This is a genomic window from Candidatus Limnocylindria bacterium, from assembly GCA_036523395.1.
Lineage (GTDB): Bacteria > Chloroflexota > Limnocylindria > P2-11E > P2-11E > CF-39.
The window spans coordinates 1-22,860 of record DATDEH010000013.1 but is presented as its reverse complement, the minus strand read 5'-3'; the positions used below and the strand labels follow the sequence as shown (position 1 = coordinate 22,860).

Below are 22,860 nucleotides of genomic sequence, written 5' to 3'. Positions count from 1 at the left end.
CTCATGGGCCTGCTCTTCCCTGACGCTTAACGGAGCGTCACGAGCAGGACGCGATCGTCGTCCGCTGCAGGCCGGCCGCGTCCATCGCGGTTGCTCGTGAGCACGAGGAATTCGCCGCTCGCGATCTCGTAGACGTCGCGGAGCCTGCCGTACTGGTTCACCAGAAGCCGCTCCTCAAAGGCCACGCCGCGACCGTCGGGTGTGAAGACGATCCGATGCAGATGCTGGCCACGCAGCGTCGCGAAGAGCAACGAGCCGCGCAGCGGGCCGGGCCTCGTCGCAAAGGCAGCTCCCGACGGCGCCCACGTGTCGAAGTTGCCGCTCCATGCGATCGGATCGCGAAAGCGCGCGTCACCAGGCTTGCCCGTGACGATCGGCCAGCCGTAGTTCGCGCCGGCCTCGATCCGATTCACCTCGTCCTGGCAACAGGCCGGAAATAGTCCGCTCGGTCCGTGCTCCGTTTCATAGAGGACGCCGGTGTCCGGCTGGAATGCGAGCCCCTGCACGTTGCGATGTCCGAGTGAGAACACCGGCGAGCCCGCGAACGGATTGTCCGATGGCACGCTGCCGTCCTTCTCGAGCCGCAGGATCTTGCCTCCCAGCGAGTTCCGATCCTGCGCACGCGCCTGCTGTTCGCCATCACCCGTCGCCACGTACAGCTTGCCGTCGGGTCCGAACGCGATGCGGCCGCCGTCGTGATTCGACGATCCGGGGATGTTATCGACGAGGATCGTCTCGTCGGTGCCCGCGCCGTTCGCGTCGTGCATGCGCACCAGTCGATTGAGCGTCGCGCCGCCCGCACCAGCGTACGAGTAATAGAGGTACACGAAGCCGTTCCGCGCGAAATCGGGATCGAGCGTGATCCCGAGCAGCCCGCGTTCCGCATCCGGATTCGCGCGCGCCGGGAGCGTCGCCCACGGCCGCGCCTCCAGACCACCGCCGGCTCCGAGCCGAACGATGCGAACGCGGCCCGGGCGTTCGGTGACGAAGAGCCGCCCATCCGGCGCGAGGGCGACCGACCACGGCGCTTCGAGGCCGCTGGCGATGAGCTGCACGTTCTCGACGACGGCCGGACCGAGCCGCGGTGAGGGTGTCGGCGTCGGGGTCGGCGTGGCCGGTGCTGTTGATCGCGCGGGCTGCGACCCGGTCGCCGCCGGCGTCGCGGTCGGCGCGGTGGCCGGCTGCGCGCACGCGACGATGGTCGCGAGCGCCAGCGTCAGCCCGCGCTTCAGGCGCCAGCCCTCGCCCAGCGCCGGAGTGCGGGACTCGGCATCGGCTTCGCGAGCAGGTACCCCTGCACGCCGACGCAGCCGAGCGCGCGAGCGAGGCCGAGCATCTCCTTGCTCTCGATGCCCACGGCAACGATCCCGATGTCCCGCTGCCCAGCGAACTGCGCGATGGAGTGGGCCATCTCCCCCGACTTCGGATCCTCGAGTGCGTGGCCGATGATCTCGCGCCCGATCTTCACCGTGTCGAGCGGCCACTGCGAAGCACTGTCGAGCTGCGTGACGCTGGTGACGTCATCGAGTGCGATCGGGATCTTGCGCGAGCTGAGCTCGCGCACACCCGCGCTGGATGCCTCCGCGGTCTCATCGGCGCGGATCTCCGCGCTGAACGCCGACGAGCCGGCGGTGATCTTGAGCGTCCGGTCCAGCAGGCGCACGAAGCGCTGATCGCCGAGGTCGCTCGCCGCGATGTTGACCGAGATGTTCAGCGTGAGGCCATCCTTGCGCCAGACGCTCGCCTGCAGCAACGCCTCGCGCAGCACCCACGCTGTGAGCGCGTGCATGAGGCCCTCTCGCGCGGCGGTCGGAAGGAAGGCATGCGGCGAGACCAAGCCCTTCTGCGGATGCTTCCACCGGACGAGCGCCTCGACACCGCGTAGGGCATCGCCGCTGATGTCGAAGATCGGCTGGTAGTGGAGCTCGAGCTCGTTCTGCGTGATCGCGCGCTCGAGCTCGAAGCGACTCTCGCCGATCACTCCTCCGACCTCGACGGCTCGTCCGGCTGCGCGCCGTTCCACAGCGTCGCTCCGGTCGGCGGGGTGCGACCAAGGTGGCGGTACGCGTGCTCCGTGGCGACCCGGCCGCGCGGCGTCCGCTTGAGGTACCCCTGCTGCATGAGGTACGGCTCGTACACATCTTCGATGGTCTCCGCGTCCTCGCTGAGGGCCGCCGCAAGCGTTTCGAGACCTACCGGTCCGCCGGCGAACTTGTCGACGATCGCCGCGAGGAGCGTGCGGTCGACCGCGTCGAGACCCTTGTCATCGACCTCGAGCGCTGCGAGCGCCTCGCGCGCGACTGCGAGCGTCACCCGCCCGTCGTGTCTCACCTGAGCGAAGTCGCGCACTCGCTTGAGCCAGCGGTTCGCGATGCGCGGCGTGCCGCGCGAACGTCGCGCGATCTCGTGCGCGGCGGCGGCCTCGATCTCGACGCCGAGGATGCGCGCCGATCGGCGGACGACCTTCTCGAGCGCCTCCGTCTCGAACAGGTCGAGCTTGTACGTCGCGCCGAAGCGGTCGCGCAGCGGCGATGAGAGCCGGCCGATGCGTGTCGTCGCGCCGACGAGCGTGAAGCGCGGAAGCGGGAGGCGCAGTGTGCGCGCCCCCGGTCCTTTGCCGATGACGATGTCGAGCTGATAGACGTCCATAGCCGGGTAGAGCACTTCCTCAACCAATCGCGGCAGGCGGTGGACCTCGTCGATGAAGAGCACCTCACCCGCCTGGAGGTTGGTCAGGATCGCGGCGAGATCGCCGGCGCGCTCGATCGCGGGCCCGCTCGTGATCCGTATCGGCACGCCGAGCTCGTGCGCGATGACATTCGCAAGCGACGTCTTTCCCACTCCCGGTGGGCCGTAGAGCGCGACGTGATCGAGCGGCTCGCCCCGCGCCTTCGCCGCTTCGATGAGGATCCGCAGCTGGCTCTTGACGTTGTCTTGATTGATGTACTCGTCGTCGGAGAGCCGCTGCGGGCGAAGTGTCGCCTCGAGCGAGCGCTCGCGTTCCTCACGCACCGCCGGCGCGACGTCGCGCGGTCTCTTCCCGTCGCCGATCAAGCGAGAGCCCGTCGCACGGTGCCCGCGATCCGCTCCGTCGCCGTCGCGCGCGGCACCATCTCGGCTTCGCTGGCGCTGCGCGGCTTGAGCTCGACCTGGTCCTCCTTGAGCGTGCGCTTCGAGACCGTGGCGCGGAACGGGATGCCGATGAGGTCGGCATCGGCGAACTTCACGCCCGCGGTCTCCTCACGGTCGTCGTACAGGACCTCGACGCCGGCGTGCTCCAGATCCGCGACCAACGCATCGGCCGCGGTGCGCACGGCTTCGTCGTTCGACGGGAGAGCGATGACGTGCACCTGGTACGGCGCGACCGAGATGGGCCAGAGGATGCCCTTCTCGTCGTGGTTCGTTTCGATGATGGTCTGGACAGCTCGACCCACGCCGATGCCGTAGCTCCCGCCGACGAACGGCTTTCTCGTTCCATCCTCCGCGAGGAAGGTCGCGTTCATCTTGTCCGAGTAGTACGTGCCGTACGCGAAGATGTTCCCGACCTCGACACCGCGCTTGATCGACACGTGGCCCTTCTTGCACTTCGGGCAGACGTCGCCTTCGCGCACATCGTGCGCATCCACGCGCTCACCTTCGAAGTCCCGCCCGGCGACAACGTTGCGCAGGTGGGTGTCCTTCTTGTTCGCGCCGGCGATGTACGCACGCTCATCGACCGAGGTGTCCAGAAGCGTTCGCGCACGGAGCCCGACCGGTCCGACGTAGCCGGCGACCGCGCCGGCAGCGATGAAGTCAGCATCTCCGGCGAACTTCACATCGCTCGTGCCGAGGATCTTCCGGAGCTTGGCCTCGTTGACATCGCGATCTCCGGGCAGTACGACAGCCACGACCTTGCCGGCGGCGTCACGCATCAGGAGCGTCTTGAGCAGGCGATCGGCGTCGACCTTGAGCGCGGCCTGCAGCCCTTCGATGCTCGTAGTGCTTGGCGTCGAGATCTCGCTTCGTTGGGGCACGCTTTCCTCGCGCATCGGCGCTTTGCCGGATCGCGTCGCTTTCTCCATGTTCGCGCGATAGTCGCAGTTGGGACAGACGACGATGCGATCTTCACCGATCTCGGTGAGCACCTGGAACTCGTGCGCGGTATCGCCACCCATTGCCCCGGTGTCGGACTCGACGCTGACCGCGTCTAGGTGCATGCGCTGGAAGATCCGCTCGTACGCTCCGTGCTGCGCCTTGTAACTCTTCTCGAGGCCGGCCTGGTCGATGTCGAAGGAGTACGCGTCCTTCATGACGAACTCGCGCACACGCAAGAGTCCGGCGCGCGGGCGCGCCTCGTCTCGTCCTTTCGACTGGAAGTGATAGACCATCACCGGCATCTGCTTGTAGGACTGGATCTCGCTCATCGCATGTGAATGGACGGCTTCTTCGTGTGTGTAGCTCACCATGAACTCGCGGCCGTTGTGGTCCTTCGTGCGGAACGTGATCGGCTCGAGCGCTTCCCACCGACCGGTGGTCTTCCAGAGGTCGCTGGGCGTGAGGACCGGCATCTCCATCTCCTGGCAGCCGATCCGGTCCATCTCCTCACGAATGATCTGCTCGACCTTCTTCGCGACCCGGAATCCAAGGGGCAGCCAGGTATAGAGGCCCGAGGCGAGTGGGCGCGCGATCGCCGCGCGCAGCATGAGTCGATGACCGGGCGTCTGCGCGTCCGCAGGCGCCTCACGCAACGTGCGTCCGAAGAGCGTCGACTGTCTCATAGGGTCAACTCCGAGGGTCGTATTTGGCCGCGCGAATACGGTGCCGGCGCCTGAGCGGCGCCGGCTAGCGCGGGACTCGGTACGTGGACCCTCGCGAACGCATCGCGTCGAATAGTACCCGGCCTGCGCGGTCAGATGTGCTCGAGCAGCTCCCATACGCGAGCCTGCACGCGGTCTGGCGCCTTGATGCGAGGGGTCCAGCGGCGGGCGACGACGATGTCCTGATCGCGCCAGCGGGCATCGAGGGTCGCGAGCATGGCCAACGCCGGCACGCGGTCGCGCTCGTACCAGTTCTTGATATCGGTCCGCGCTTTCGCTACGGCGCGTTGGAAGCCCTCGACCCGGACATGCAGCTCGTCATCCGGGAACCGCTGCAGGGCCATGTCGATCCCGGCGACGAACGCGACGTCGTGGAACTCCGCGTCACGGAAATCGTTCCCGCGGAACTCGTTGCGGCGGCGCGGTGGATCGAGCCGCTTCGCTTCCGGTCCAGATGGCGCGCCGTAGAACGTGAGGTCGTCGAGCGTACCCGCGAAACGGCAGTCGACGAATTCGGCAGTCTCGGTCTGGCTCCCGTCGATGCTCGCGTCGTCGAAGCTGCAGCGCTCGAAGCGCGACTGCCCAAGGAGCGCGTCGTGGAGGTCCGCGCCATCGAACCTGCAGCTGCGGAAGACGCTGCGCGGGAGAGCGACGAACAGCGGCGCGAGGCGGCGGTCGAGCTTCAGGCCACGGAAGTCGCAGCGATCGAAGAGGCAGCCGCCGAGCGAGAATTTGTCGAAGCGCGCGCGGCGGAAGTCGACCGCGGTGAGCGTGACGCGATGCAGCGCGACGACGCGTTCGTCGTCGGGCTGACTAGGTTCGTTGTCCGGCAGGGACACTGCGCCCCGGCGTCAGCTGGCCCTCGTGCGTGAGCTTCGGCGCCTTCTGCGAGTACGGCTCCTTGCCGTTCTCGATGAGGATCTTGTCGATCTCGGCAAGCAGCGCGTCCATGAGCTGGTCCTCGGGGTAGACGCCGACGACCTTGCCCTTGCGGAAGATCGCACCCTTCCCCACGCCGCCCGCGATCCCGACGTCGGCGTCCTTCGCCTCACCGGGTCCGTTGACCTCGCACCCCATGACCGCGACTTTCATCGGCGTGGGCAGGGCGCGGAGACGCTCTTCGGCGACCTTGGCCAGCGGGATGAGGTCGATGTCCGCTCGGCCGCACGACGGGCACGCGACGAGCGTCAGGCCCTGATCGCGAAGGCCAAGCGATTTCAGGATGTCGAATCCGGCAGTCACTTCCATCACCGGGTCTTCCGAGAGGGACACGCGGATCGTGTCGCCGATGCCCTCGTAGAGAAGGACGCTCATGCCGGCGGTCGAACGGATCGAGCCCGCGACGAGCGTGCCCGCCTCGGTGACGCCGAGGTGCAGCGGGTACGGAACGGCCTTCGCGAGGCGCCGGTACGCCGCGACCATCGTCGGCACCTCGAACGCCTTCACGCTGACGACGATGTTGTCGAAGTCGAGGTCCTCGAGGATCTTGATCTCGCTGAGCGCGAGGTCGACCATCCGCTGCGATTCGTCGCGCACGTCGCCGGGCTGGCGGTCACCGATAGAGCCGTGGTTCACGCCGATGCGGATCGGGGTGCCCTGCACCTTCGCGCGCTTCACGACCTCGCGCACGCCGTCCTTGTTGTGGATGTTCCCCGGGTTGAGGCGGAGCTTGTGCACTTTCGCGTCGAGGGCCATCAGCGCGAGCTTGTAGTCGAAATGGATGTCCGCGACGATCGGAAGGATGCTGCGGCGGACGACCTCCTTCAGAGCCTCGCCGGCGCGCTTGTCCGGGACCGCAACGCGGGCGATCTCGCAGCCGACCTCCTGGAGACGTTCGATCTGGCGGATCGTCGCGTCGACGTCGTGCGTGAGGGTCGTGCACATCGACTGCACCGAGACCGGCGCGCCGTCGCCGATGGCCGTCCCGCCGACCCAGACGCGCTTGGACTTGCGCCGCGGGCGCGGACCGACACGGTCCTCCGGCAGGTTGAGGTCGACGCTCATCTGTGCGCCCATGAGAACAAGTGTACGGTCGAAAACTGTCTCGAACGCGAGACTTCTACGCACTTGCGCCGGTGTAACTCTTAAGCCCCCAACGCCAGAGCGCGCTCGCGATGCCCACGGTCAGCACCGTGCCCGCTCCGAGCAGCGCAACTGCGACCCAGTCCATGCGGCCCGCGATGACGTTGGCCGGAGCGGTCACCGCGATCCCGATCGGGACGACCGTGCTGAGCGACACGCGCAGCCAGAGCGGATAGACGTCGACGGGAAACCGTCCGGCCTCGGTGAAGGCCCAGAAGATCGCGAGCAGGTTCTCTACCCGAACGAACCAGAACGACAGCGTGACCAGACCCAGGAGCAGCGAATACACCAGCGTCCAACCGAAGAGGAGCGACAACGCAAACATGATCGCCTGGCCGATCCCGACCTCGTCTCCCACCTGTGCCAGGCCAACGATGACGACCACGAGGCCAAGCAAAAGGTCCGCACCGCGGATGATCTTGAGATGCCGAGTGCTGACCAGGAACTGAGTGTTGACTGGCTTCAGCAGGTGGAAGTCGAGTGTGCCGACGCGGACGTGCTCCATCAGCCGCTCGAACGAGGGCGAGAAGACGAGATTCACACCACCCTGGATGAGGTAGTACACGCCGAGCAGCACGATCATCTGAGGTAGGGTCCAGCCGTTGATCGTCGTCGTGTGGCCGAACATCACGAGTACCGCGGCGATGCTCGTGCCGATGACCAGGAACATCTCGAGGATGCTGAGGTAGAAGTTCCCGCGGTACTCCATCTCGAACTGGAACTCCGTAGAGGCGAAGGCGCGGAACATCCGCAAGTACCGCATCAGGCGCCCACCGCGCTGAATTCCCGCAGTCCGGCGCGCCACGCGAACCGGAACGCGATGATCGTGAGTCCAAGCCACACCGCCTGACCGACCAGGTACAGGAGGCAGCGCTCGAGCGTCACACCGCCGCGCAGGATCTCCGCGGGGACCGCGAGGATGTACGCGAAGGGAAGCGCATATGACACGACTTGCATCCATTCCGGCATGAGTGCCAGCGGCGCGATTTGGCCCGCGAAGATGAAGGCAGTGCGCTGGAACAGCGTGTTCACGGTATTGATGCGCTGCAGCCAGAACGTCGCGGTGGCGACGACCCATCCAAGCATGAACGACAGCGCCGCGGCGAGGATGATGCTCGGTACGAAGAGCACCAGATGCCACCACTCGCCACTCCACCGCACGTTGAACGTGAGTGCCACGATCACGAGCACGAGACACAGTGGCAAGAGCGTGGTGATCTTGAAAACCAGGTTCTCCACCACCGAGTAGTGCAGCGGATGGAGAGGACGGAGGAGCTTCGGGGAGAGACGGCCCTGCCGGATCTCGAATTCGAACTCAAACGAGTTCCACGCGATGCAGAGGTGGTTCACGATCGTCAGCGCGATGTAGTACGCGGCGAAGTCGCTGGCGGAGTAGCCGCCCACGCTGCCTCCTTGAGCCGTCGCGACCGCCGTCCACGCCGCGAGGAAGATGACCGGCCGGATGATCGAGAACAGCATCCAGAGGAGCGCCTGGATGCGGTACTGCGCCGCTGCCTGGATCTGCGCGATCAGCAGCTGCCGGTATATCCGGATCATGCCGTCGCCTCCGCGAGCGGGCGTTCCTCCGAGAACACCTTGTCGATGACCTCCTCGATCGGCGGATCCTCGACGCTGATGTCTGCCAGCTGATCGCCGAGCTCGCGCACGAGCCGCGCCGTACGCTCGCCGGCCTGCGTGCGCGGGACGTGGATCGTCGCGACGTTCTCGTTGCTCGACACCACCTCGCCGAACGTCGAGAGGTCGCCGACGGAGCCGCGGAGCGTCACGGTGATGCGCTTGTACGGCGCCATCCTCTCGGCGAGATCCGCGAGCGCACCGTCGTACAGGAGCACACCGTGGTGGATGACGATCACGCGGCGGCACAGCGCGACGACATCGTCCATGTAGTGGCTCGTGAGCAGGATCGTCGCGCCGCTGCGCTGGTTGTACTCCGCGACGAAGCGGCGGATGCGTCCCTGCATCGAGATGTCCAGGCCCAGCGTCGGCTCGTCGAGGAAGGCGACGCCCGGCGAGTGCAGGAGGCCGGCCGCGAACTCCACCTTCATGCGCTCGCCGAGCGAGAGCCCACGCACCGGCTTGTGCAGCAGCGGCTGGAGCTCGAGCAGCTCGGTGAGCTCGTTGAGCGTGCGCTTGTACTGCGCGGCGGGAACGGCGTAGATCTCCTTCAGCACGAGGAAAGAGTCGGCGGCCGGGATGTCCCACACCAGCTGCGATCGGTTCCCCATGAGGAGCGTCATCCCGCGGAGGAAGTCGCCCTCGCGGCGCCACGGTACGTGGCCCAGCACCGTCGCTTCACCGCCGGTCGGGTAGAGCAGGCCTGAGAGCATCTTGAGCGTCGTCGTCTTTCCCGCCCCGTTCGGCCCGAGGAAGCCCACCACCTCGCCTGGATCGATGTGGAACGTGATGCCGTCCACCGCGAGGACCTCGCGGTACCGGCGCTTGACGATCGAGCGGAACGTGGCCGCAAGTCCGGTCTCGCGTTCGGTGACGCGGTAGACCTTGCGGAGGGCGCGCACGTCGACGACCGGCGCATCCATGGGGGTCACAGACTACACGCCGACGCCGCCGGCGAATGAGGACTTCGCGACAGTTCGCTAGTCGAGCATTCGCGCGCGGATGCGCTCGATCTCCGTTCCGGTGAGTCCGGCGCGTGTGAGGTACACCACGGCGCCACCGTGGCGCGCGCGTAGATGCGCGAGCGTCGCGAGCATCGTCTCAGGGCGCGAGTCGTAGCCACGCTCGATGCGGCCGCGCGCCTCCTCGTCCTGGGCCGCCGCGAGCGCGGCGACCTTCTCGGACGCGAGCGCCGCCTCGGAGAGCGCGTAGTCCGCGGCGATGTCCGCGTGCGACACACCGACGAGACCCAACAGCAGCGCGACGGCGATCCCGGTGCGGTCCTTTCCCGCGAGACAGTGGATGAGCACACCACCGGGCGCGGCCTGCGCGACGGCGCGCGCCATCGCGGCGTTCTGTTCGGAACACCGGTCGATGGCCAATACGTCACGCTCGGCTCGCGTCTTCGCGATCGGGTCGAACTCACGCCACAGCTGCTCGCTCTGCTGCGGGATGAGTTGGTAGTCGATGCCGCGCTCGTGCCAGATCGGATCGGGGTCCCGCTCCGCCTCCGCCGGCGTCCGCAGGTCGATGACCGTCCGTACGCCGTGAGCGAGGAACGACTCGCGGCCGCGGTCGTCCAGACGGCAGAGCTGATCGGAGCGAACGAGCGCGCCGCGACGCACGCGCCGACCATCAGCTGTCGTCAGGCCCCCGAGGTCTCGCGCGTTCAGGCACGCGCCCCATGCGAGAGCGCGGGTGGCCTCGCTCGCGTCAACCCCCAACGACGCGGCGGATGTCGTTGATGCTGACGACGACGAGAAGCAGCAGGAGGAGCAGGAAGCCGACGGCATGCACCGCGGCCTCGACCTGAGGGGAGAAGCGCACGCGGAAGATGCCGCCTAGGAGCACGAAGAACAGGCGCCCGCCGTCGAGGCCGGGGAATGGAATGATGTTCAGGACCGCGAGGTTCACCGACAGCACACCGACGAGCTTGAGGAACGTGGGGATGCCGAACTGCGCGACCTGTCCGGTCACGCGGAAGATCTCGATCGGGCCGCCGACGGTCGGAGCGCCGGTCGACGTGCGCGACGCGAGGAGCTGTCCGGGCAGCTCGGCGATCTGCGCGATCACCTGGCCGGAGAGCGATAGCGCCTGCTTGAACGCCTCGGGCGGCGAAACGGCGACGGAGCCCTGGACCTCCTCGAGACGGATGCCGAGAGGGCCTTCGCCTTCCGGCGGCTCCTGGCGCGGGACGGCCTTGATCGGGGGGAGCGGCTGGCCGTTGCGCTCGAGCTGAAGCGTGACCTCCTGATCGGGATGCAGCCGCGCCTGGCTCGTGACGTAGCTGACGAGCTCGCCGGAGCGTTTGATCTCGCGACCGTCGATGGCGCGGACGATGTCGCCGATCTGGATGCCGACTTTCTCTGCCGGCGAGCCCGGTGCGACCTGGTCGACGCGCACGTCACCCGTCGATGCCGTGGTGCCGGTGGTGAACGCGATCGTGAGCACGAGAAGCGCGAGCACCATGTTCATCGTCACGCCCGCGGCGAGCACGATCGCCTGCGCCCACCACGGCTTCGATGTGAACGAACCGGGATCGCCCTCGCCCGCCTGATGGACCCTGAAGTCGTCCTGCCCGAGGATGCGCACGAATCCGCCGAACGGGATCGCGTTGAGGCTGTAGTCGATCCCCGCGTGGCGGATCGCCGCGACGCGCGGCGGGAAGCCGAACGCGAACTCCAGGACCTTCATGCCGAGCAGCCGCGCCGTCAGATAGTGACCGAATTCGTGCACCGCGATGATCACGGTGAACGTCAGCAGGAAGAGGATCAGGGTCGGAAGGAAGTCCATCTCGGCTACGCCAGCGCCGGCGCCGCTTCGAGTGCGGTCCGTACGGCGCGATCGACGCCGAGGATCTCGCCGAGGTCGGGCGACGCGGGTGCGCGCTGCGCCGCGCCGAGCGACGCGCCTCGGCGCAGGTACGCCGCGATCTCGTCAAAGCGGATCTCACTCCGGAGGAAGCGCGCGACGGCCACCTCGTCGGCGGCCGACAGACCGATCATCGCCGCGAGGTCGCCGGAGCGTGCCGTGTCGAGCACGGCCGCGAGGCACGGATAGCGGCGGTCGTCCGGTGCGCCCTCGAATCGCAGCGTGCGGGTCCGCGACCAATCGAGCCGCGCGGCGCGAGACGGCGCGCGGTCCCAGAGGAGCGCGTACTGGATCGGCAGGCGCATGTCGGGCTCCGCGAGCTGGGCCTTCACGCTGCCATCCGAGAATTCGACGAGCGCGTGGATGACGCTCTCCGGGTGCACGACGATGTCGATGCGCTCGTACGGGATGCCGTAGAGCCAGTGCGTCTCGACGACCTCGTAGCCCTTGTTCGCGAGCGTGGCGGAGTCGATGGTCACCTTGGGGCCCATCTTCCAGGTCGGGTGGCGCAGCGCCTCGTCCGGCGTGACCGACGCGAGCTCGTCGAGGGCGCGCTCGCGGAACGGCCCGCCCGACGCGGTGACCGCGACCCGCGACACGTTCTCCATCCGCTCGCCGACAAGGCACTGCCAGAGCGCGCAGTGCTCGCTATCCACGGGCCGTAACCGGTCCCCCGCGCCGCCCGCGAGTGGCGCGACGAGGTGTCCTCCGGTCACGAGCACCTCCTTGTTCGCGAGAGCCACGCGCTTCCCCGCGCGCAGCGCGGCGAGCGTCGGCGCGAGCCCGGCGATACCCGGCGTCGCGACGAGCACGAGGTCAACGTCGGCGCGCGTCGCGAGGTCGCAGAGTGCGTCATCGCCGTCGCGCTCCTGGAGTACAACCCCGCTCGCACCCGTCTGGGTCGCGATCGCATCCAGCTCGGATGCATTCCGCGCCGAAGCGATCGCGGTGACGCGCAGACGGTCCGGGTGCGAGGCGACGACGTCGAGCGCTTGACGGCCGATCGAGCCGGTCACGCCGAGGATCGCGAGGCGTGTCACCACCCGTCCATCATCCCATCCCGACGGCTATGGCCAGGGCCAACGCGACGAGCGGAGCGACGAAGATGAGGCTGTCGATGCGGTCGAGCACGCCGCCGTGGCCCGGCAGCAGCGTGCCGGAGTCCTTCGCCCCCGCGGCCCGCTTGATCGCGGATTCGAACAGATCGCTCGCGAACCCCACCGGGCCGATCAGCGCGGCGACGAGGAGCGTCGGTCCCGTCTTGATCCCCGCCGACGTCGCGATGAGCAGTGCTACGACCGCGGCGGCAGCGAAGCCCGCGAGCGTTCCTTCCCATGTCTTCTTCGGGCTGATCTGCGGGGCGATGCGCCGTCGGCCGATCGACGATCCCACGAAGTAGGCGGTGATGTCGGCGGCCCATGTCGGGACGAACGCGAGGGCGAGCCACACCGGAAACCGCCCGAGGTATCCCTTCGTCGCGGCGCCGCCCGCCATCCACAGATCGACGAGATAGCCGAACAGGAGTCCGAGGTAGAGCGCACCGCCGAGCGTGAACACCGCCCCTGCCACCGCCGGCGCCGGCCGGTGCCGTGCGCCTTCCGCCACGAAGACGATGATCGCGACGACACCGAACGCGGCGCAGAGCGCGATCGTCATGGGCAAGAGCCCATCGGTCCACACCGTCTGCGCCATGTGCGCGATCACTAAGAGGACCGTGAACACGATGCCGATGAGCCACGGCTGGTAGGGACGGTACTTGAAGAGCCCGCGCAGCTCGACGTACCCGAGCGCCGCGAGGATCGCGACGAGCGCGACGAACGTCGGGGGCGGCGCGAAGACCGCGCTGAGGACGACCACGCCGTAGACGAGCGCCGTGCCGACGCGCCGCTCGAGCCCGGTCATCTCCCGAAGCGGCGCTCGCGCTCCGCGTAGGACGCGAGCGCATCGTCGAGGTCCTTCACCGAGAAATCGGGCCACAGCACTGGCGTCGCCCACATCTCGGCGTACGCGACCTCCCAGAGCAGGAAGTTCGACACGCGGAGCTCGCCTCCGGTGCGGATCAGCAGGTCCGGGTCGGGATGGTCGGGCGCGTACAGCCGCGATGCGATCGCGGCCTCGTCGACGGCGTCCGCTGCGACGCCGTCGCCGACGATGCGTCGCACGGCATCGACGATCTCGGCACGACCGCCGTAGTTGAAGGCGAGCGTCATCACGCCGTGAGCGCACTTCGACGTCGCCTCAACGGCGCCGGCGATCGAACGCTGCAGCCCCGGCGAAAGCTCGTGCAACCGTCCGATGACCTCGAGGCGCACGTCGTCGCGCACGAGCGAGTCGGTCTCGCGGCGGATCGTCTCCTCGAGGAGCGCCATGAGGCCCGTGACCTCTTCGGGGTCGCGCGACCAGTTCTCGGTCGAGAACGAGTACAGCGTGAGGTACTCGACCCCACGCTCGCGCGCGGCTCGCAGCGTCTTGCGGATCGTCTCGACCCCGGCGCGATGTCCGGCGATGGCCGGCAGGTGCCGCTTGCGCGCCCACCGGCGATTGCCGTCCATCACGATGGCGATGTGCCGCGGGACGGGGCTCATCCACCAGCCCTGAGCGCGTCTCTGGGCGCAGCCCAGAGATTGATCAAACGGCGAGGATCTCTTTCTCTTTGGCGGTGCCGATCTCGTCGGCCATGAGGATGTAGCGGTCGGTGAGCTTCTGCAGCTGCGCCTCGAGGCGCTTTACCTCGTCGGCGGTCACGCCGGAGCTCTTCTCTTTCGCGCGCATCTCCTCGTGTGTGTGCCGGCGCAGGGTGCGGATCTCGACCCTGCCGTCCTCGACCTTCCTGTGCAGCACCTTCACCATGTCGCGGCGCCGCTCTTCGTTGAGCGCCGGGATGTTGAGGCGGATGACGGCGCCGTCGGTGTTCGGCGCAAGGCCGAGGTCGGACGATTGGATCGCCTTCTCGATCGCCTTGATGAGGCTGCGGTCATACGGCTGGATCAGGATCTGCCGCGGCTCAGGCGCGTTGATCTGCGCCAGCTGGATGAGCGGCGTCGGGACGCCATACGCCTCGACCTCGAGCTGCTCGACGAGCGACGGCGCCGCGCGGCCGGTACGAACGCTCGCGACGTCGTGCTTGAGCGCGTCGATCGCCTTCTTGAAACGCGCCTCCGTCTGCACGAGGAGCTCTTCGAGCGGCATCAGCTGTGGACGAGGGTGCCGACCTGCTCGCCCTTGGCCGCCCGCACCATCGCGTCCTTCTGCGAGATGTCGAAGATGATGATCGGGATGTCACGGTCCTCGGCGAGGGCCGCGGCCGTCGCGTCCATCACGCCGAGGCGTTTGTCGAGCAGGTCGCGGTGCGTGAGCTCGTCGATCTTCTTCGCGTCTTTCGTCGTCCGCGGATCGGCGTCATAGACACCGTCCACGTGGTTCTTGCCCATCAGGATCACGTCGGCCCCGATCTCCGCCGCGCGAAGCGTGGCTGCCGTGTCGCTCGTGAAGTACGGATTGCCCGTCCCCGCGGCGAAGATCACGACCCTCCCCTTCTCGAGATGCCGGATCGCCTTGCGGCGGATGTACGGCTCGGCGACATCCTGGATCGTGATCGCGGACTGCACGCGCGTCGCGACATCCATCTGCTCGAGGGCCGACTGAAGGGCAAGTGCGTTGATCACCATCGCGAGCATGCCCATGTAGTCCGCGGTCGCGCGGTCGATGCCGTGCTCGGCGACCGCCGCGCCCCGCATGAAGTTGCCGCCGCCGATGACGATCGCCACCTCGGCGGGAAGCGCCTGGACCTTGCGGATCTCCTCCGCGAGGTACTTGACGTACTGCGGCGAGATGCCGAACTTGCGCTCGCCAAGAAGGGCTTCGCCGGAAAGCTTGAGCAGCACCCGGCTGTATTTGGCCGCGTGGCCCTGCGTCATCGCGAGGAGTCTAGGACTCGCCGAGCGCGAAGCGCTGGATGCGGCGCACGTGGACGTTCTCCTTGGTCGTCGCGGCGACCGTCGTGACGAGATCCTTGATGGTCTTCGACCCGTCGCGGATGTACGCCTGCCCGAGCAGCTCCTCGACCGTCGCGGGATTCATCGCGGCGACCTGCATCGCGATCTCCTGCGCGAGTTGGCGGAAGTCATCTCCGCGCGAGACGAAATCCGTCTCGCTCGCGAGCTCGACCAGTGCGCCGACGCGCCCGTTGCTGTGGATGTACGAGGCAACAAGGCCTTCTTTGGCCTCGCGCTCGGATTTCTTCGCGACGGACTGGATGCCGCGCTCCTTGATGAGCGCGAGCGCCTTCGCATAGTCGCCGCCCGTCTCTTCGAGCGCGCGCTTGCAGTCCATGACGCCCGCACCGCTCTCGCTGCGCAGGCGCTGAACGTCCTTTGGATCGATCTTGGTCATCATCACTAGCTCTCCTCGGTGGTCTTGATGTCGGCAGTTCCTTCGGGCTCGAGGTCCACGGCGACGTCCTCGTCTTCCTCTTCCGGCTCGGGCTCGTATACGCGCGGCGTGCGCTTGGCACGCGGCACGCCGATACCCTCGAGCTCGGCGGCGGTCGTCGAAGGCGCGTACCCCATGTCCTCGGGGGTCGCCTCTTTGCGGCTCGCGTCGAACATCGCGCGGCCTTCGATGATCGCATCGGCCATCTTCTGGCAGATGAGCTTCACCGCGCGGATCGCGTCGTCGTTCGCGGGGATGATCACGTCGATGAGGTCGGGGTCGCAGTTCGTGTCGACCATCGCCACGACCGGGATCTCGAGCCGGCGCGCCTCCTCGACGGCGATGTGCTCGCGGTGCGGGTCGACGATGAAGAGCGCCGACGGGTGTCGCTTCAGCTCGCGCACGCCGGAGAAGTACCGGTCGAGGTGCAGGAGCTCGTCGTCGAGGCGAAGGGCGTCCTTCTTCGGCATCGTCGCGAAGTCGCCGCGCTCCTTGCGCTCGTGAAGCTCGTTGAGCCGGTTGATGCGCTTCTGGATCGTGACGAAGTTGGTCAGGAAGCCGCCCAGCCAGCGCTGGTTGACGAAGTGCATGCCAGCGCGCTTCGCCTCCTCGGCGATCGACTCCTGGGCCTGCTTCTTCGTCCCGACGAAGAGGACCTGCCCGCCGTCGCCGGCCAGATCACGGACGAACGCATACGCCTCTTCGACGCGCGTCAGCGTCTGCTGCAGGTCGATGATGTGGATCCCGTTCCGCTCCATGAAGATGAAGCGCTTCATCTTTGGGTTCCAGCGGCGCGCTTGATGTCCGAAGTGGACCCCGGACTCGAGCAGCTGCTTCATGGTGACAACGGCCACGCCGGCCTCCCTTTTTCCTCCGCCTCCGTCAACTCGCTTCAGGTCGCCGCCGCGCCGCGGGCACGGGGAGCGAGGGCCCTACGCGATCGGGAAGGCGTGCGTGATATCGAGCGACACGCTCGATCCGACATCATTGTACGGGAAAACACGAGCGGCCCGCCTCATCGCAGGGGGAGAACCCCCTGCAACCTCCCTCATGAAAACGAGCGGCCCGGTTTCCCGTTCATCGCAGGGGGAGAACCCCCTGCAACCCCCTCGTAAGACGAGCGGCCCGGTTTCCCGTTCATCGCAGGGGGAGAACCCCCTGCAACCCCCCTCAAAGACGAGCGGCCCGGTTTCCCGGGCCGCTCGTTTCATTGCGACGTTGCGATTTAGGTCAGGTTGTTGCCGATGTTGCTGAAGATGTTCTGGAGCTGTTCACGAAGGAAGATCATGGCGATGATGATCGCGATGGCGATAACAACAATGATGAGTGCATATTCGACAAGGCCCTGACCCTCTTCGTCACGGAAGAATGCGATCACGAGTACCTCCTTTCCTTGCATGCTGAGCGGGCACACAGGGCACCCACCCACCGCCGGCAAGGATAGGTTTGCTGGACCCGCGGACAAGCCCTGCGATGGGTGGCCGCAGGCGACTGATACGCCCGGGCGACCTTCGTTAGGGCTACCGGCCTTCCACGCCGCGGAAGTCGGGGTGACCCCGGGAGGCGATCTCGTCCCGCAGCGACTCCAGCGCGCTGGGCGGCCGGCCAGGCGGCGGGAGCTCGTCGCCGAGCGACGCGGCGACGGCGTCGCGAAGCTCTGGAATGGTGCAGCCAAAGAGCTCCCCGCTCGTCTCGAACTCGGCTCGCAGACGGAGGAATCCGAACGGGTTGTGGCGCGAAACGTCCATGCCGCTGCAGAGCTCGTGCAGCAGCGTGTACAGCGTGCGCCGCCCTTCAGGCGACAGCCCGATGAGCCACGCCGAGACGAGCTGCGAAGCGCGTTCGTCCACCGAGCCGATTATGGTGAGCGCCCGATGAGCCAGGTCAACGTGCGCTACATGGTCGACGACGTCGACGCCGCGGTCGCGTTTTACACGACACATCTCGGCTTCACGCTCAAATCGAACGCCGCGCCCGCGTTCGCCGACGTGACGCGTGGCGATCTTCGCTTACTCCTGAGCGGCGCGACCAGCTCAGCGGGACGTCCGATGCCGGATGGCGGCCGTCCTGGTTCGGGTGGCTGGGATCGGTTCCAGATCATCGTGAACGACATCACGACCGAAGTCGCTCGACTGCGCGCGATGGGCGTGAACGTCATCGAGCTCTTCCAACCGCGCTAGCTCTTGCAGAACACAGCCACAGTTGCGGCGACGTCATCGCGCGGCACCCGGTGGAGGCGCGCGTCAGGGAGCGACGCAAGCATGCGGGCGCCGTACTCGCGCATGACCACGCGCCGATCGAGGAGCACGACCGCGCCGCGATCGGTACGCGTGCGGATGAGCCGGCCGAAGCCCTGCCGCAGGCGGAGCGCGGCCTGCGGGACCTGGAACTCCGCGAACGGATCCTCGTAGCGCTCCGCGCGGCCCTGAACGAGAGGGTCGTCCGGCACGGCGAAGGGCAGCCTCGCGATGACGACGCAGCGCAGGAGATCGCCCGGTAGGTCAACGCCTTCCCAGAATGACTGCGTGCCGAGGAGCACCGCGCGTCCGGCGGCGAAGCGCTCGAGGAGCGCGCGACGCGAGCCGTCGATGCCCTGTGTGAGCACGGCGATGCCGGTCTCCTCCAGCGGCGCGAGGCGCGCCGCGACGTCGCGCATCGCGCCGTGCGAGGTGAAGAGCGCGAGCGTGCGGCCATCGAGGGCGCGGCCGATCTCGGTGATCGTCTGCGCGGTCTCTTCCGCGAAACCTGGCTCCGACGGCAGCAGGCCGTCGTCGGGCACCACGAGGATCGCCTGCTCGTCGTACCGGAAGGGCGAACCGAACGCGCGCGCGTCGCCGATGTCGGTGAGACCGAAGCGTTCGAGCGCGAAGCCGAACGAGCCCGCGACCGCCAGCGTCGCCGATGTGAAGACGGCCGAGCGGCGCGGCTTGACCAGTCCGCGGTGGATCGCATCGCCGAGATACGACTGCGCGACGCGCAGCGACACCGCGCCGTTCGATGCGCGCTCGATCCACACGATGTCGCCGCTCCGCGGCTGGTGCACGCCGCGCGACAGCGCCAGCTGGACTCCGCCGAGCTCGCCGAGGGCTGACGCGAGATCAGCCTCCTCATCCTCGTCGCTCGTGACCGATCTGAGTCGCTCCGCGACGACGGCGATCGCTGCGAGCGCATCGCCCAGACGCTCCGATGCGAGCTCGACCGGCAGCCAGCGCTCGTCGCTCGCTCGCACGCCAGCAGTGACGCGCAGCTTGTCCTCGGTCGGGCCGAGTGGCTCGAGCACCGCGGCGAGCGCGGCGAAGACCTCACCACCGCGCTCGTGCGCCGACGCGATCTCACGACGCAGCTCCTCGGCGACGAGGGCACGGTCGTCGCGAAGGGCCGCCGTGACCGCGGGTGTGTGCGAAAGTCGCTCGAGCGCGCGCCGCAGGCCACGGTCCTCGAGCGCGAGGCCGAACGCGTCGGTCGCGACATCCTCGAGCCGATGCGCCTCGTCGACGACGAGGTGGTCCGTTTCGGGCAGTAACGCACCGCGCATGCGCGCGTCCTGCAGCAGCAGCGCGTGATTCGTCACGACGATGCCGGCACGCGCGGCCGCCTCGCGTGCTCGCTGCAGATAGCAGCCGCCCGCGACGCGAGCGCACCGCCGGGCGTCGCACGTCTCGTCGTCGGCGGACACGCGCCCCCAGAGATCGCTCTCTGAGCCCAGCAGGTTCAGCTCGGCGCGGTCGCCGGTGAGCGTCGCGGTCCGCCACACGAGCGTCTTCATCAGCAGTCGCGCCTCGTCACGCGTCGCGACGACGCCGCGGAAGGACTGCCAACGTCGCGGGCACAGGTAGTTGGACCGCCCCTTCAGCACCGCGACCTCGACCATCGAGCCGAGCGCCTCCTGCAGCGCCGGCAGATCCTTGCGAACGAGCTGGTCCTGGAGTGGCAGCGTGTGGGTGCTCACGATGACGCGCTCGCCGCTGAGCGCCCGGCCGATCGCGGGAACCAGATACGCGAGCGACTTCCCCACTCCGGTGCCGGCCTCCGCCAGCAGCGCGCCACCATCACGGAACGCGCCCTCGATCGCACCAGCGAGCGCGCGCTGCTGCGGGCGGTCCTCGTAACCGGCGAGGCCCCGCGCGAGCGGCCCATCCGGCGAGAAGACGGCATCGACCGTGATCGCCGCGCCGGTGAGGCCCGACCGCTGGGCGCGCGGCGGCGTCGCCAGGCGCGACGGCTCCCACGCGCCGCGCACGGCGCCGCGGAGCGCACCGTCGAAGAACGCCGTGTACGCCGACCCGAGAAGGGTCGCGTACGCCTGCACCTCTTCGAGCACCGCGAGCGGCAGCACGCGCGCGCGGCGCCCGAGATCTGCGAGCACCGCAGCGCACGTCAGCGCGTCGTCGAGCGCGCGGTGGGCCGACTCAGGATGGATGCCCGCATCGGCGGCAAGGGCCTGCAGCGCGTATGTCGGCGCCGACGGCATGAGGATCGACGCGAGCTCCGCCGTGTCGAGCCGTTCGAACGGTCCCAGCGCTGCGCGCTCGAGGAACGCGAGATCGAACCCGATGTTGTGGCCCGCGACCGGCGACCCACCGATGAGCGAGGCGATACGACCCGTGACCGACTCGAGGGCGGGCGCGCCGACGAGGTCGCCGTCGCGGATACCGGTGAGGCGCGTGATCGCCGGGCCGACGTCGACGCCGGGATCGACGAACGTGCTGAAACGCTCGCCGAGCGTCGCGGAGCCGTCCTCCTCGAGACGCACACGCACCGCGCCGATCTCGATGACGCGGTCCGACTCCGGGTCGAACCCGGTGGTCTCGATGTCGAGCGCGACGAGCTCCAGAGCGCCGCCGTTTCTAGCCGCGGTCCAGCCGCGGAGGTGCCGCTAGGGGTAGATGCCGCGGGTGAGCGTGGCCTCGGCGACGCGCGCGACCGCCACCATGTATGCCGCGGTCCGCATGTCGACCTTGTTCTTCTTCTGCATCTCGAGCACGTCGTTGAACGACTTCACCATGACCTCTTTGAGCCGCGCGTTGATCGTGGCCTCGCGCCAGAACAGGTTCTGCAGGTCCTGGACCCACTCGAAATACGAGACCGTCACGCCACCGGCGTTGCACAGGATGTCCGGGATCAGGAAGACGCCCTTGTTGAAGAGGATGCGGTCCGCCTCGGGGCTCGTCGGGCCGTTCGCCGCCTCGGCGACGATCTTCGCCGTGATCTTCGGAGCGTTGTGCTCGCCGATCTGGTTCTCGATCGCGGCCGGGATGAGGACGTCGCAGTCGAGCTCGAGGAGCTCGGCGTTCGAGACCTTGTCCGTCCCGGGGAATCCGGTCACCGAGCCGGTCTCGCGCTTGTACGCGTCCACCTTGAGTGGGTCGATGCCCTTCGGGTTGTAGATGCCCCCGCTCGTGTCGGAGAGTCCCACCACCTTGGCGCCCAGCTCCGCCATGAGCTTCGCGGAGAAGGAGCCGGCATTGCCGAAGCCCTGCACCACCACCCGCGCGCCGTCGAGGTCGAGGCCCAGGTGCTTCGCGGCCTCGATGATCGTGTACACCGCGCCGCGCGCGGTGGCCTCGTTCCGTCCCTCGCTGCCGCCGATCGACAGCGGCTTGCCGGTGACGACAGCGAGCGCGGTGTAGCCGTGGTGCATCGAGTAGGTGTCCATGATCCAGGCCATCGTCTGCGAGTTCGTGTTCACGTCGGGCGCGGGGATATCGCGATCTGGACCGATGAGGAGCTCGATCTCGGTCGTATACCGGCGTGTCAGCGTTTCGAGTTGCTGCGCGCTCATCGTCTTCGGATCGCAGACGACGCCGCCCTTGGCACCGCCGTACGGGATGCCGACCACGGCGCACTTCCACGTCATCCACATCGCTAGCGCCTTGACCTCGCCCAGCGAAACAGATGGGTGGTACCGGATGCCTCCCTTGCCCGGGCCGCGCGTCGTGTTGTGCTGGATCCGGTAGCCGGTGAAGACCTTCACGACGCCGTCGGCCATGCGAACGGGGAAGTGGACCGTCAGCTCACGCTGGCACTCCGCGAGGATGGCGCGCATGTTCGGGTCGAGGTGCAGCTTGTCTGCCGCGATCCCGAACTGCTCGAGCGCGACCGACCATGGATCTCGCTGGGTGTGATCGATGACAGCTGACTTCGAGGCCACGATCTCCTCCTCAGTATCTCGAGCCGGTGATCTTTTCAACGACGAGCCAGTCGTCGGTGGTGCGGCCCGGAGCGTAGGCGCTGTTCCAGTTCTTGAGTACGACGCGGCGGAAGCCCTGTCCCACCAGTGTCTCGCGCCAGGAGCGGAGACCACGTGTCACATAGGGCGTCAGGCGGACGTTCAGGCTGGGCACCAGCAGGCCCTCGAGATGCCGCTTGCGCTCCAGCAGGGGGATCTCCAGGAGCGACTCGCCGTCGACCTCGAGCAGGTCAAAGGCCGCGAAGATCTGCCGCCCGTTCGCGTTGCGCGTGAACGCATTGCCATCAGGATCGAGCTCGAGCTCCGATTCATCGCGCCAGTCCGCGACGAGAACACCGTCGATGATCGCCGTGTAGCAGTGCGCCTCCGCCACGATCGCGTCGTAGAGCTCCCGCGGTCCGTCAACTTCTCCGTCATATCCGACGAAGTGCGAGCCGCCGTGGCCGACGCGCGCGAGCGCCCGCTTTCCCACCCAGTCCGGCTCCAGGATGTGATTCGTCAGCTCCGCGCGCTCGCGGGCGTAGCGGGGTCGCTGAGGCGCGAGATCCGCGCCCGAAACGGTCTTCAACTTTTCCCGAGTATCCCACCCTCTTGACAGGCAGAACAGACGTTCTAATATGCGAACGCACGTTCCAAACTGCCTTTTAGGGGAGCATAAATGGCCGTCGTCAGCGCCTTCGCTCTTAGAGCTGCCCTTCCAACACGCCACGTGTCGGCGGTGTCCGCCTGGCGGATGCCGCCGCGCGTGTATTCACCTCTCGCACCGCGCCGAGTACTCCGTCCGATGGCCGTGCCGGCAGCACAAGCCCCGAGCGGAGTTACACGTCGAGGATCGCCGCCGTCATTCCTCAAGAG

Annotated in this window: 22 protein-coding genes and 2 pseudogenes; 1 reads left to right on the top strand and 23 read right to left on the bottom strand. The window is 67.7% G+C overall.

What is annotated here, in order from left to right; genetic code table 11:
- Positions 1-26 precede the first annotated feature (26 nt).
- The 20 genes and pseudogenes from VI056_01760 to VI056_01665 all read right to left on the bottom strand — a co-directional run bounded on the left by VI056_01760 (position 27) and on the right by VI056_01665 (position 17,665).
- Complete coding sequence (locus tag VI056_01760; protein ID HEY6201744.1) at positions 27-1,055, bottom strand: PQQ-dependent sugar dehydrogenase; 1,029 nt, start codon at positions 1,053-1,055, stop codon at positions 27-29.
- A 173-nt stretch (positions 1,056-1,228) separates the two neighbouring features.
- The gene (locus VI056_01755) at positions 1,229-1,981 is read right to left on the bottom strand and encodes an EAL domain-containing protein (GenBank protein HEY6201743.1); all 753 of its coding nucleotides are present in this window, start codon (positions 1,979-1,981) and stop codon (positions 1,229-1,231) included.
- Positions 1,978-3,051 carry a Holliday junction branch migration DNA helicase RuvB gene (gene ruvB / locus VI056_01750; protein ID HEY6201742.1) on the bottom strand — a complete coding sequence of 358 codons (1,074 nt, stop codon included), beginning with the start codon at positions 3,049-3,051 and terminating at the stop codon, positions 1,978-1,980. The genes VI056_01755 and ruvB overlap by 4 nt, the downstream gene beginning before the upstream one ends.
- Positions 3,051-4,757, bottom strand: a complete 1,707-nt coding sequence (locus VI056_01745) for a proline--tRNA ligase (protein HEY6201741.1) — start codon at positions 4,755-4,757, stop codon at positions 3,051-3,053. Before VI056_01745 ends, ruvB begins: the two co-directional genes overlap by 1 nt.
- Positions 4,758-4,888: 131 nt before the next feature.
- The gene (locus tag VI056_01740; GenBank protein HEY6201740.1) at positions 4,889-5,635 is read right to left on the bottom strand and encodes a pentapeptide repeat-containing protein; all 747 of its coding nucleotides are present in this window, start codon (positions 5,633-5,635) and stop codon (positions 4,889-4,891) included.
- Positions 5,610-6,812: a flavodoxin-dependent (E)-4-hydroxy-3-methylbut-2-enyl-diphosphate synthase gene (gene ispG, locus VI056_01735; GenBank protein HEY6201739.1), complete on the bottom strand. Its 1,203-nt coding sequence runs from the start codon at positions 6,810-6,812 to the stop codon at positions 5,610-5,612. Before ispG ends, VI056_01740 begins: the two co-directional genes overlap by 26 nt.
- 43 nt (positions 6,813-6,855) lie before the next feature.
- Complete coding sequence (locus tag VI056_01730; protein HEY6201738.1) at positions 6,856-7,641, bottom strand: ABC-2 family transporter protein; 786 nt, start codon at positions 7,639-7,641, stop codon at positions 6,856-6,858.
- On the bottom strand, positions 7,641-8,435 hold the full coding sequence (locus VI056_01725; GenBank protein HEY6201737.1) for an ABC-2 family transporter protein: 795 nt from the start codon (positions 8,433-8,435) through the stop codon (positions 7,641-7,643). Before VI056_01725 ends, VI056_01730 begins: the two co-directional genes overlap by 1 nt.
- Positions 8,432-9,436, bottom strand: a complete 1,005-nt coding sequence (locus tag VI056_01720) for an ATP-binding cassette domain-containing protein (protein HEY6201736.1) — start codon at positions 9,434-9,436, stop codon at positions 8,432-8,434. The genes VI056_01725 and VI056_01720 overlap by 4 nt, the downstream gene beginning before the upstream one ends.
- A gap of 57 nt (positions 9,437-9,493) precedes the next feature.
- Positions 9,494-10,306, bottom strand: a complete 813-nt coding sequence (locus tag VI056_01715) for a tyrosine-protein phosphatase (protein ID HEY6201735.1) — start codon at positions 10,304-10,306, stop codon at positions 9,494-9,496.
- Positions 10,227-11,306 (bottom strand): M50 family metallopeptidase, encoded by a 1,080-nt coding sequence (locus tag VI056_01710; protein ID HEY6201734.1) that lies wholly within the window; start codon positions 11,304-11,306, stop codon positions 10,227-10,229. The genes VI056_01715 and VI056_01710 overlap by 80 nt, the downstream gene beginning before the upstream one ends.
- Before the next feature lie 5 nt (positions 11,307-11,311).
- Positions 11,312-12,427, bottom strand: a complete 1,116-nt coding sequence (gene dxr / locus VI056_01705; GenBank protein HEY6201733.1) for a 1-deoxy-D-xylulose-5-phosphate reductoisomerase — start codon at positions 12,425-12,427, stop codon at positions 11,312-11,314.
- A 7-nt stretch (positions 12,428-12,434) separates the two neighbouring features.
- Positions 12,435-13,286 carry a phosphatidate cytidylyltransferase gene (locus tag VI056_01700; GenBank protein HEY6201732.1) on the bottom strand — a complete coding sequence of 284 codons (852 nt, stop codon included), beginning with the start codon at positions 13,284-13,286 and terminating at the stop codon, positions 12,435-12,437.
- Positions 13,283-13,969: a polyprenyl diphosphate synthase gene (gene uppS / locus VI056_01695; GenBank protein ID HEY6201731.1), complete on the bottom strand. Its 687-nt coding sequence runs from the start codon at positions 13,967-13,969 to the stop codon at positions 13,283-13,285. Before uppS ends, VI056_01700 begins: the two co-directional genes overlap by 4 nt.
- A gap of 43 nt (positions 13,970-14,012) precedes the next feature.
- Positions 14,013-14,573, bottom strand: a complete 561-nt coding sequence (frr, locus tag VI056_01690) for a ribosome recycling factor (GenBank protein ID HEY6201730.1) — start codon at positions 14,571-14,573, stop codon at positions 14,013-14,015.
- Positions 14,573-15,301, bottom strand: coding sequence for a UMP kinase (gene pyrH, locus VI056_01685; GenBank protein ID HEY6201729.1), 729 nt, complete (start codon positions 15,299-15,301; stop codon positions 14,573-14,575). The genes frr and pyrH overlap by 1 nt, the downstream gene beginning before the upstream one ends.
- 10 nt (positions 15,302-15,311) lie before the next feature.
- Entirely contained in the window at positions 15,312-15,779 is a 468-nt protein-coding gene (tsf, locus tag VI056_01680) for a translation elongation factor Ts (GenBank protein HEY6201728.1), read from the bottom strand.
- Positions 15,780-15,994: 215 nt separating this feature from the next.
- A pseudogene (gene rpsB, locus VI056_01675) lies at positions 15,995-16,669 on the bottom strand (30S ribosomal protein S2).
- Positions 16,670-17,040: 371 nt separating this feature from the next.
- Positions 17,041-17,193 (bottom strand): Flp family type IVb pilin, encoded by a 153-nt coding sequence (locus VI056_01670; GenBank protein HEY6201727.1) that lies wholly within the window; start codon positions 17,191-17,193, stop codon positions 17,041-17,043.
- Positions 17,194-17,335: 142 nt separating this feature from the next.
- Complete coding sequence (locus VI056_01665; GenBank protein HEY6201726.1) at positions 17,336-17,665, bottom strand: hypothetical protein; 330 nt, start codon at positions 17,663-17,665, stop codon at positions 17,336-17,338.
- Positions 17,666-17,689: 24 nt separating this feature from the next.
- Here VI056_01665 and VI056_01660 point away from each other — a divergent pair.
- Positions 17,690-17,965: pseudogene (locus VI056_01660) on the top strand (VOC family protein).
- Between the two features lie 26 nt (positions 17,966-17,991).
- Here VI056_01660 and VI056_01655 read toward each other — a convergent pair.
- From VI056_01655 to VI056_01645, 3 genes are all read right to left on the bottom strand, one after another.
- The gene (locus VI056_01655) at positions 17,992-20,628 is read right to left on the bottom strand and encodes a helicase C-terminal domain-containing protein (GenBank protein ID HEY6201725.1); all 2,637 of its coding nucleotides are present in this window, start codon (positions 20,626-20,628) and stop codon (positions 17,992-17,994) included.
- A 63-nt stretch (positions 20,629-20,691) separates the two neighbouring features.
- Positions 20,692-21,966, bottom strand: coding sequence for a Glu/Leu/Phe/Val dehydrogenase (locus tag VI056_01650; protein HEY6201724.1), 1,275 nt, complete (start codon positions 21,964-21,966; stop codon positions 20,692-20,694).
- A 10-nt stretch (positions 21,967-21,976) separates the two neighbouring features.
- Positions 21,977-22,573, bottom strand: a complete 597-nt coding sequence (locus tag VI056_01645) for a hypothetical protein (GenBank protein ID HEY6201723.1) — start codon at positions 22,571-22,573, stop codon at positions 21,977-21,979.
- Positions 22,574-22,860 lie beyond the last annotated feature (287 nt).

Excerpts from the sequence above, each read along its gene's own strand:
- VI056_01745 (HEY6201741.1), bottom strand. The coding sequence starts at position 4,757 with ATGAGACAGTCGACGCTCTTCGGACGCACGTTGCGTGAGGCGCCTGCG.
- ispG (HEY6201739.1), bottom strand. The coding sequence starts at position 6,812 with ATGGGCGCACAGATGAGCGTCGACCTCAACCTGCCGGAGGACCGTGTC.
- VI056_01730 (HEY6201738.1), bottom strand. The coding sequence starts at position 7,641 with ATGCGGTACTTGCGGATGTTCCGCGCCTTCGCCTCTACGGAGTTCCAG.
- VI056_01725 (HEY6201737.1), bottom strand. The coding sequence starts at position 8,435 with ATGATCCGGATATACCGGCAGCTGCTGATCGCGCAGATCCAGGCAGCG.
- VI056_01720 (HEY6201736.1), bottom strand. The coding sequence starts at position 9,436 with ATGGATGCGCCGGTCGTCGACGTGCGCGCCCTCCGCAAGGTCTACCGC.
- VI056_01715 (HEY6201735.1), bottom strand. The coding sequence starts at position 10,306 with ATGCCGTCGGCTTCCTGCTCCTCCTGCTGCTTCTCGTCGTCGTCAGCA.
- VI056_01710 (HEY6201734.1), bottom strand. The coding sequence starts at position 11,306 with ATGGACTTCCTTCCGACCCTGATCCTCTTCCTGCTGACGTTCACCGTG.
- VI056_01700 (HEY6201732.1), bottom strand. The coding sequence starts at position 13,286 with ATGACCGGGCTCGAGCGGCGCGTCGGCACGGCGCTCGTCTACGGCGTG.
- uppS (HEY6201731.1), bottom strand. The coding sequence starts at position 13,969 with ATGAGCCCCGTCCCGCGGCACATCGCCATCGTGATGGACGGCAATCGC.
- frr (HEY6201730.1), bottom strand. The coding sequence starts at position 14,573 with ATGCCGCTCGAAGAGCTCCTCGTGCAGACGGAGGCGCGTTTCAAGAAG.
- pyrH (HEY6201729.1), bottom strand. The coding sequence starts at position 15,301 with ATGACGCAGGGCCACGCGGCCAAATACAGCCGGGTGCTGCTCAAGCTT.
- tsf (HEY6201728.1), bottom strand. The coding sequence starts at position 15,779 with ATGATGACCAAGATCGATCCAAAGGACGTTCAGCGCCTGCGCAGCGAG.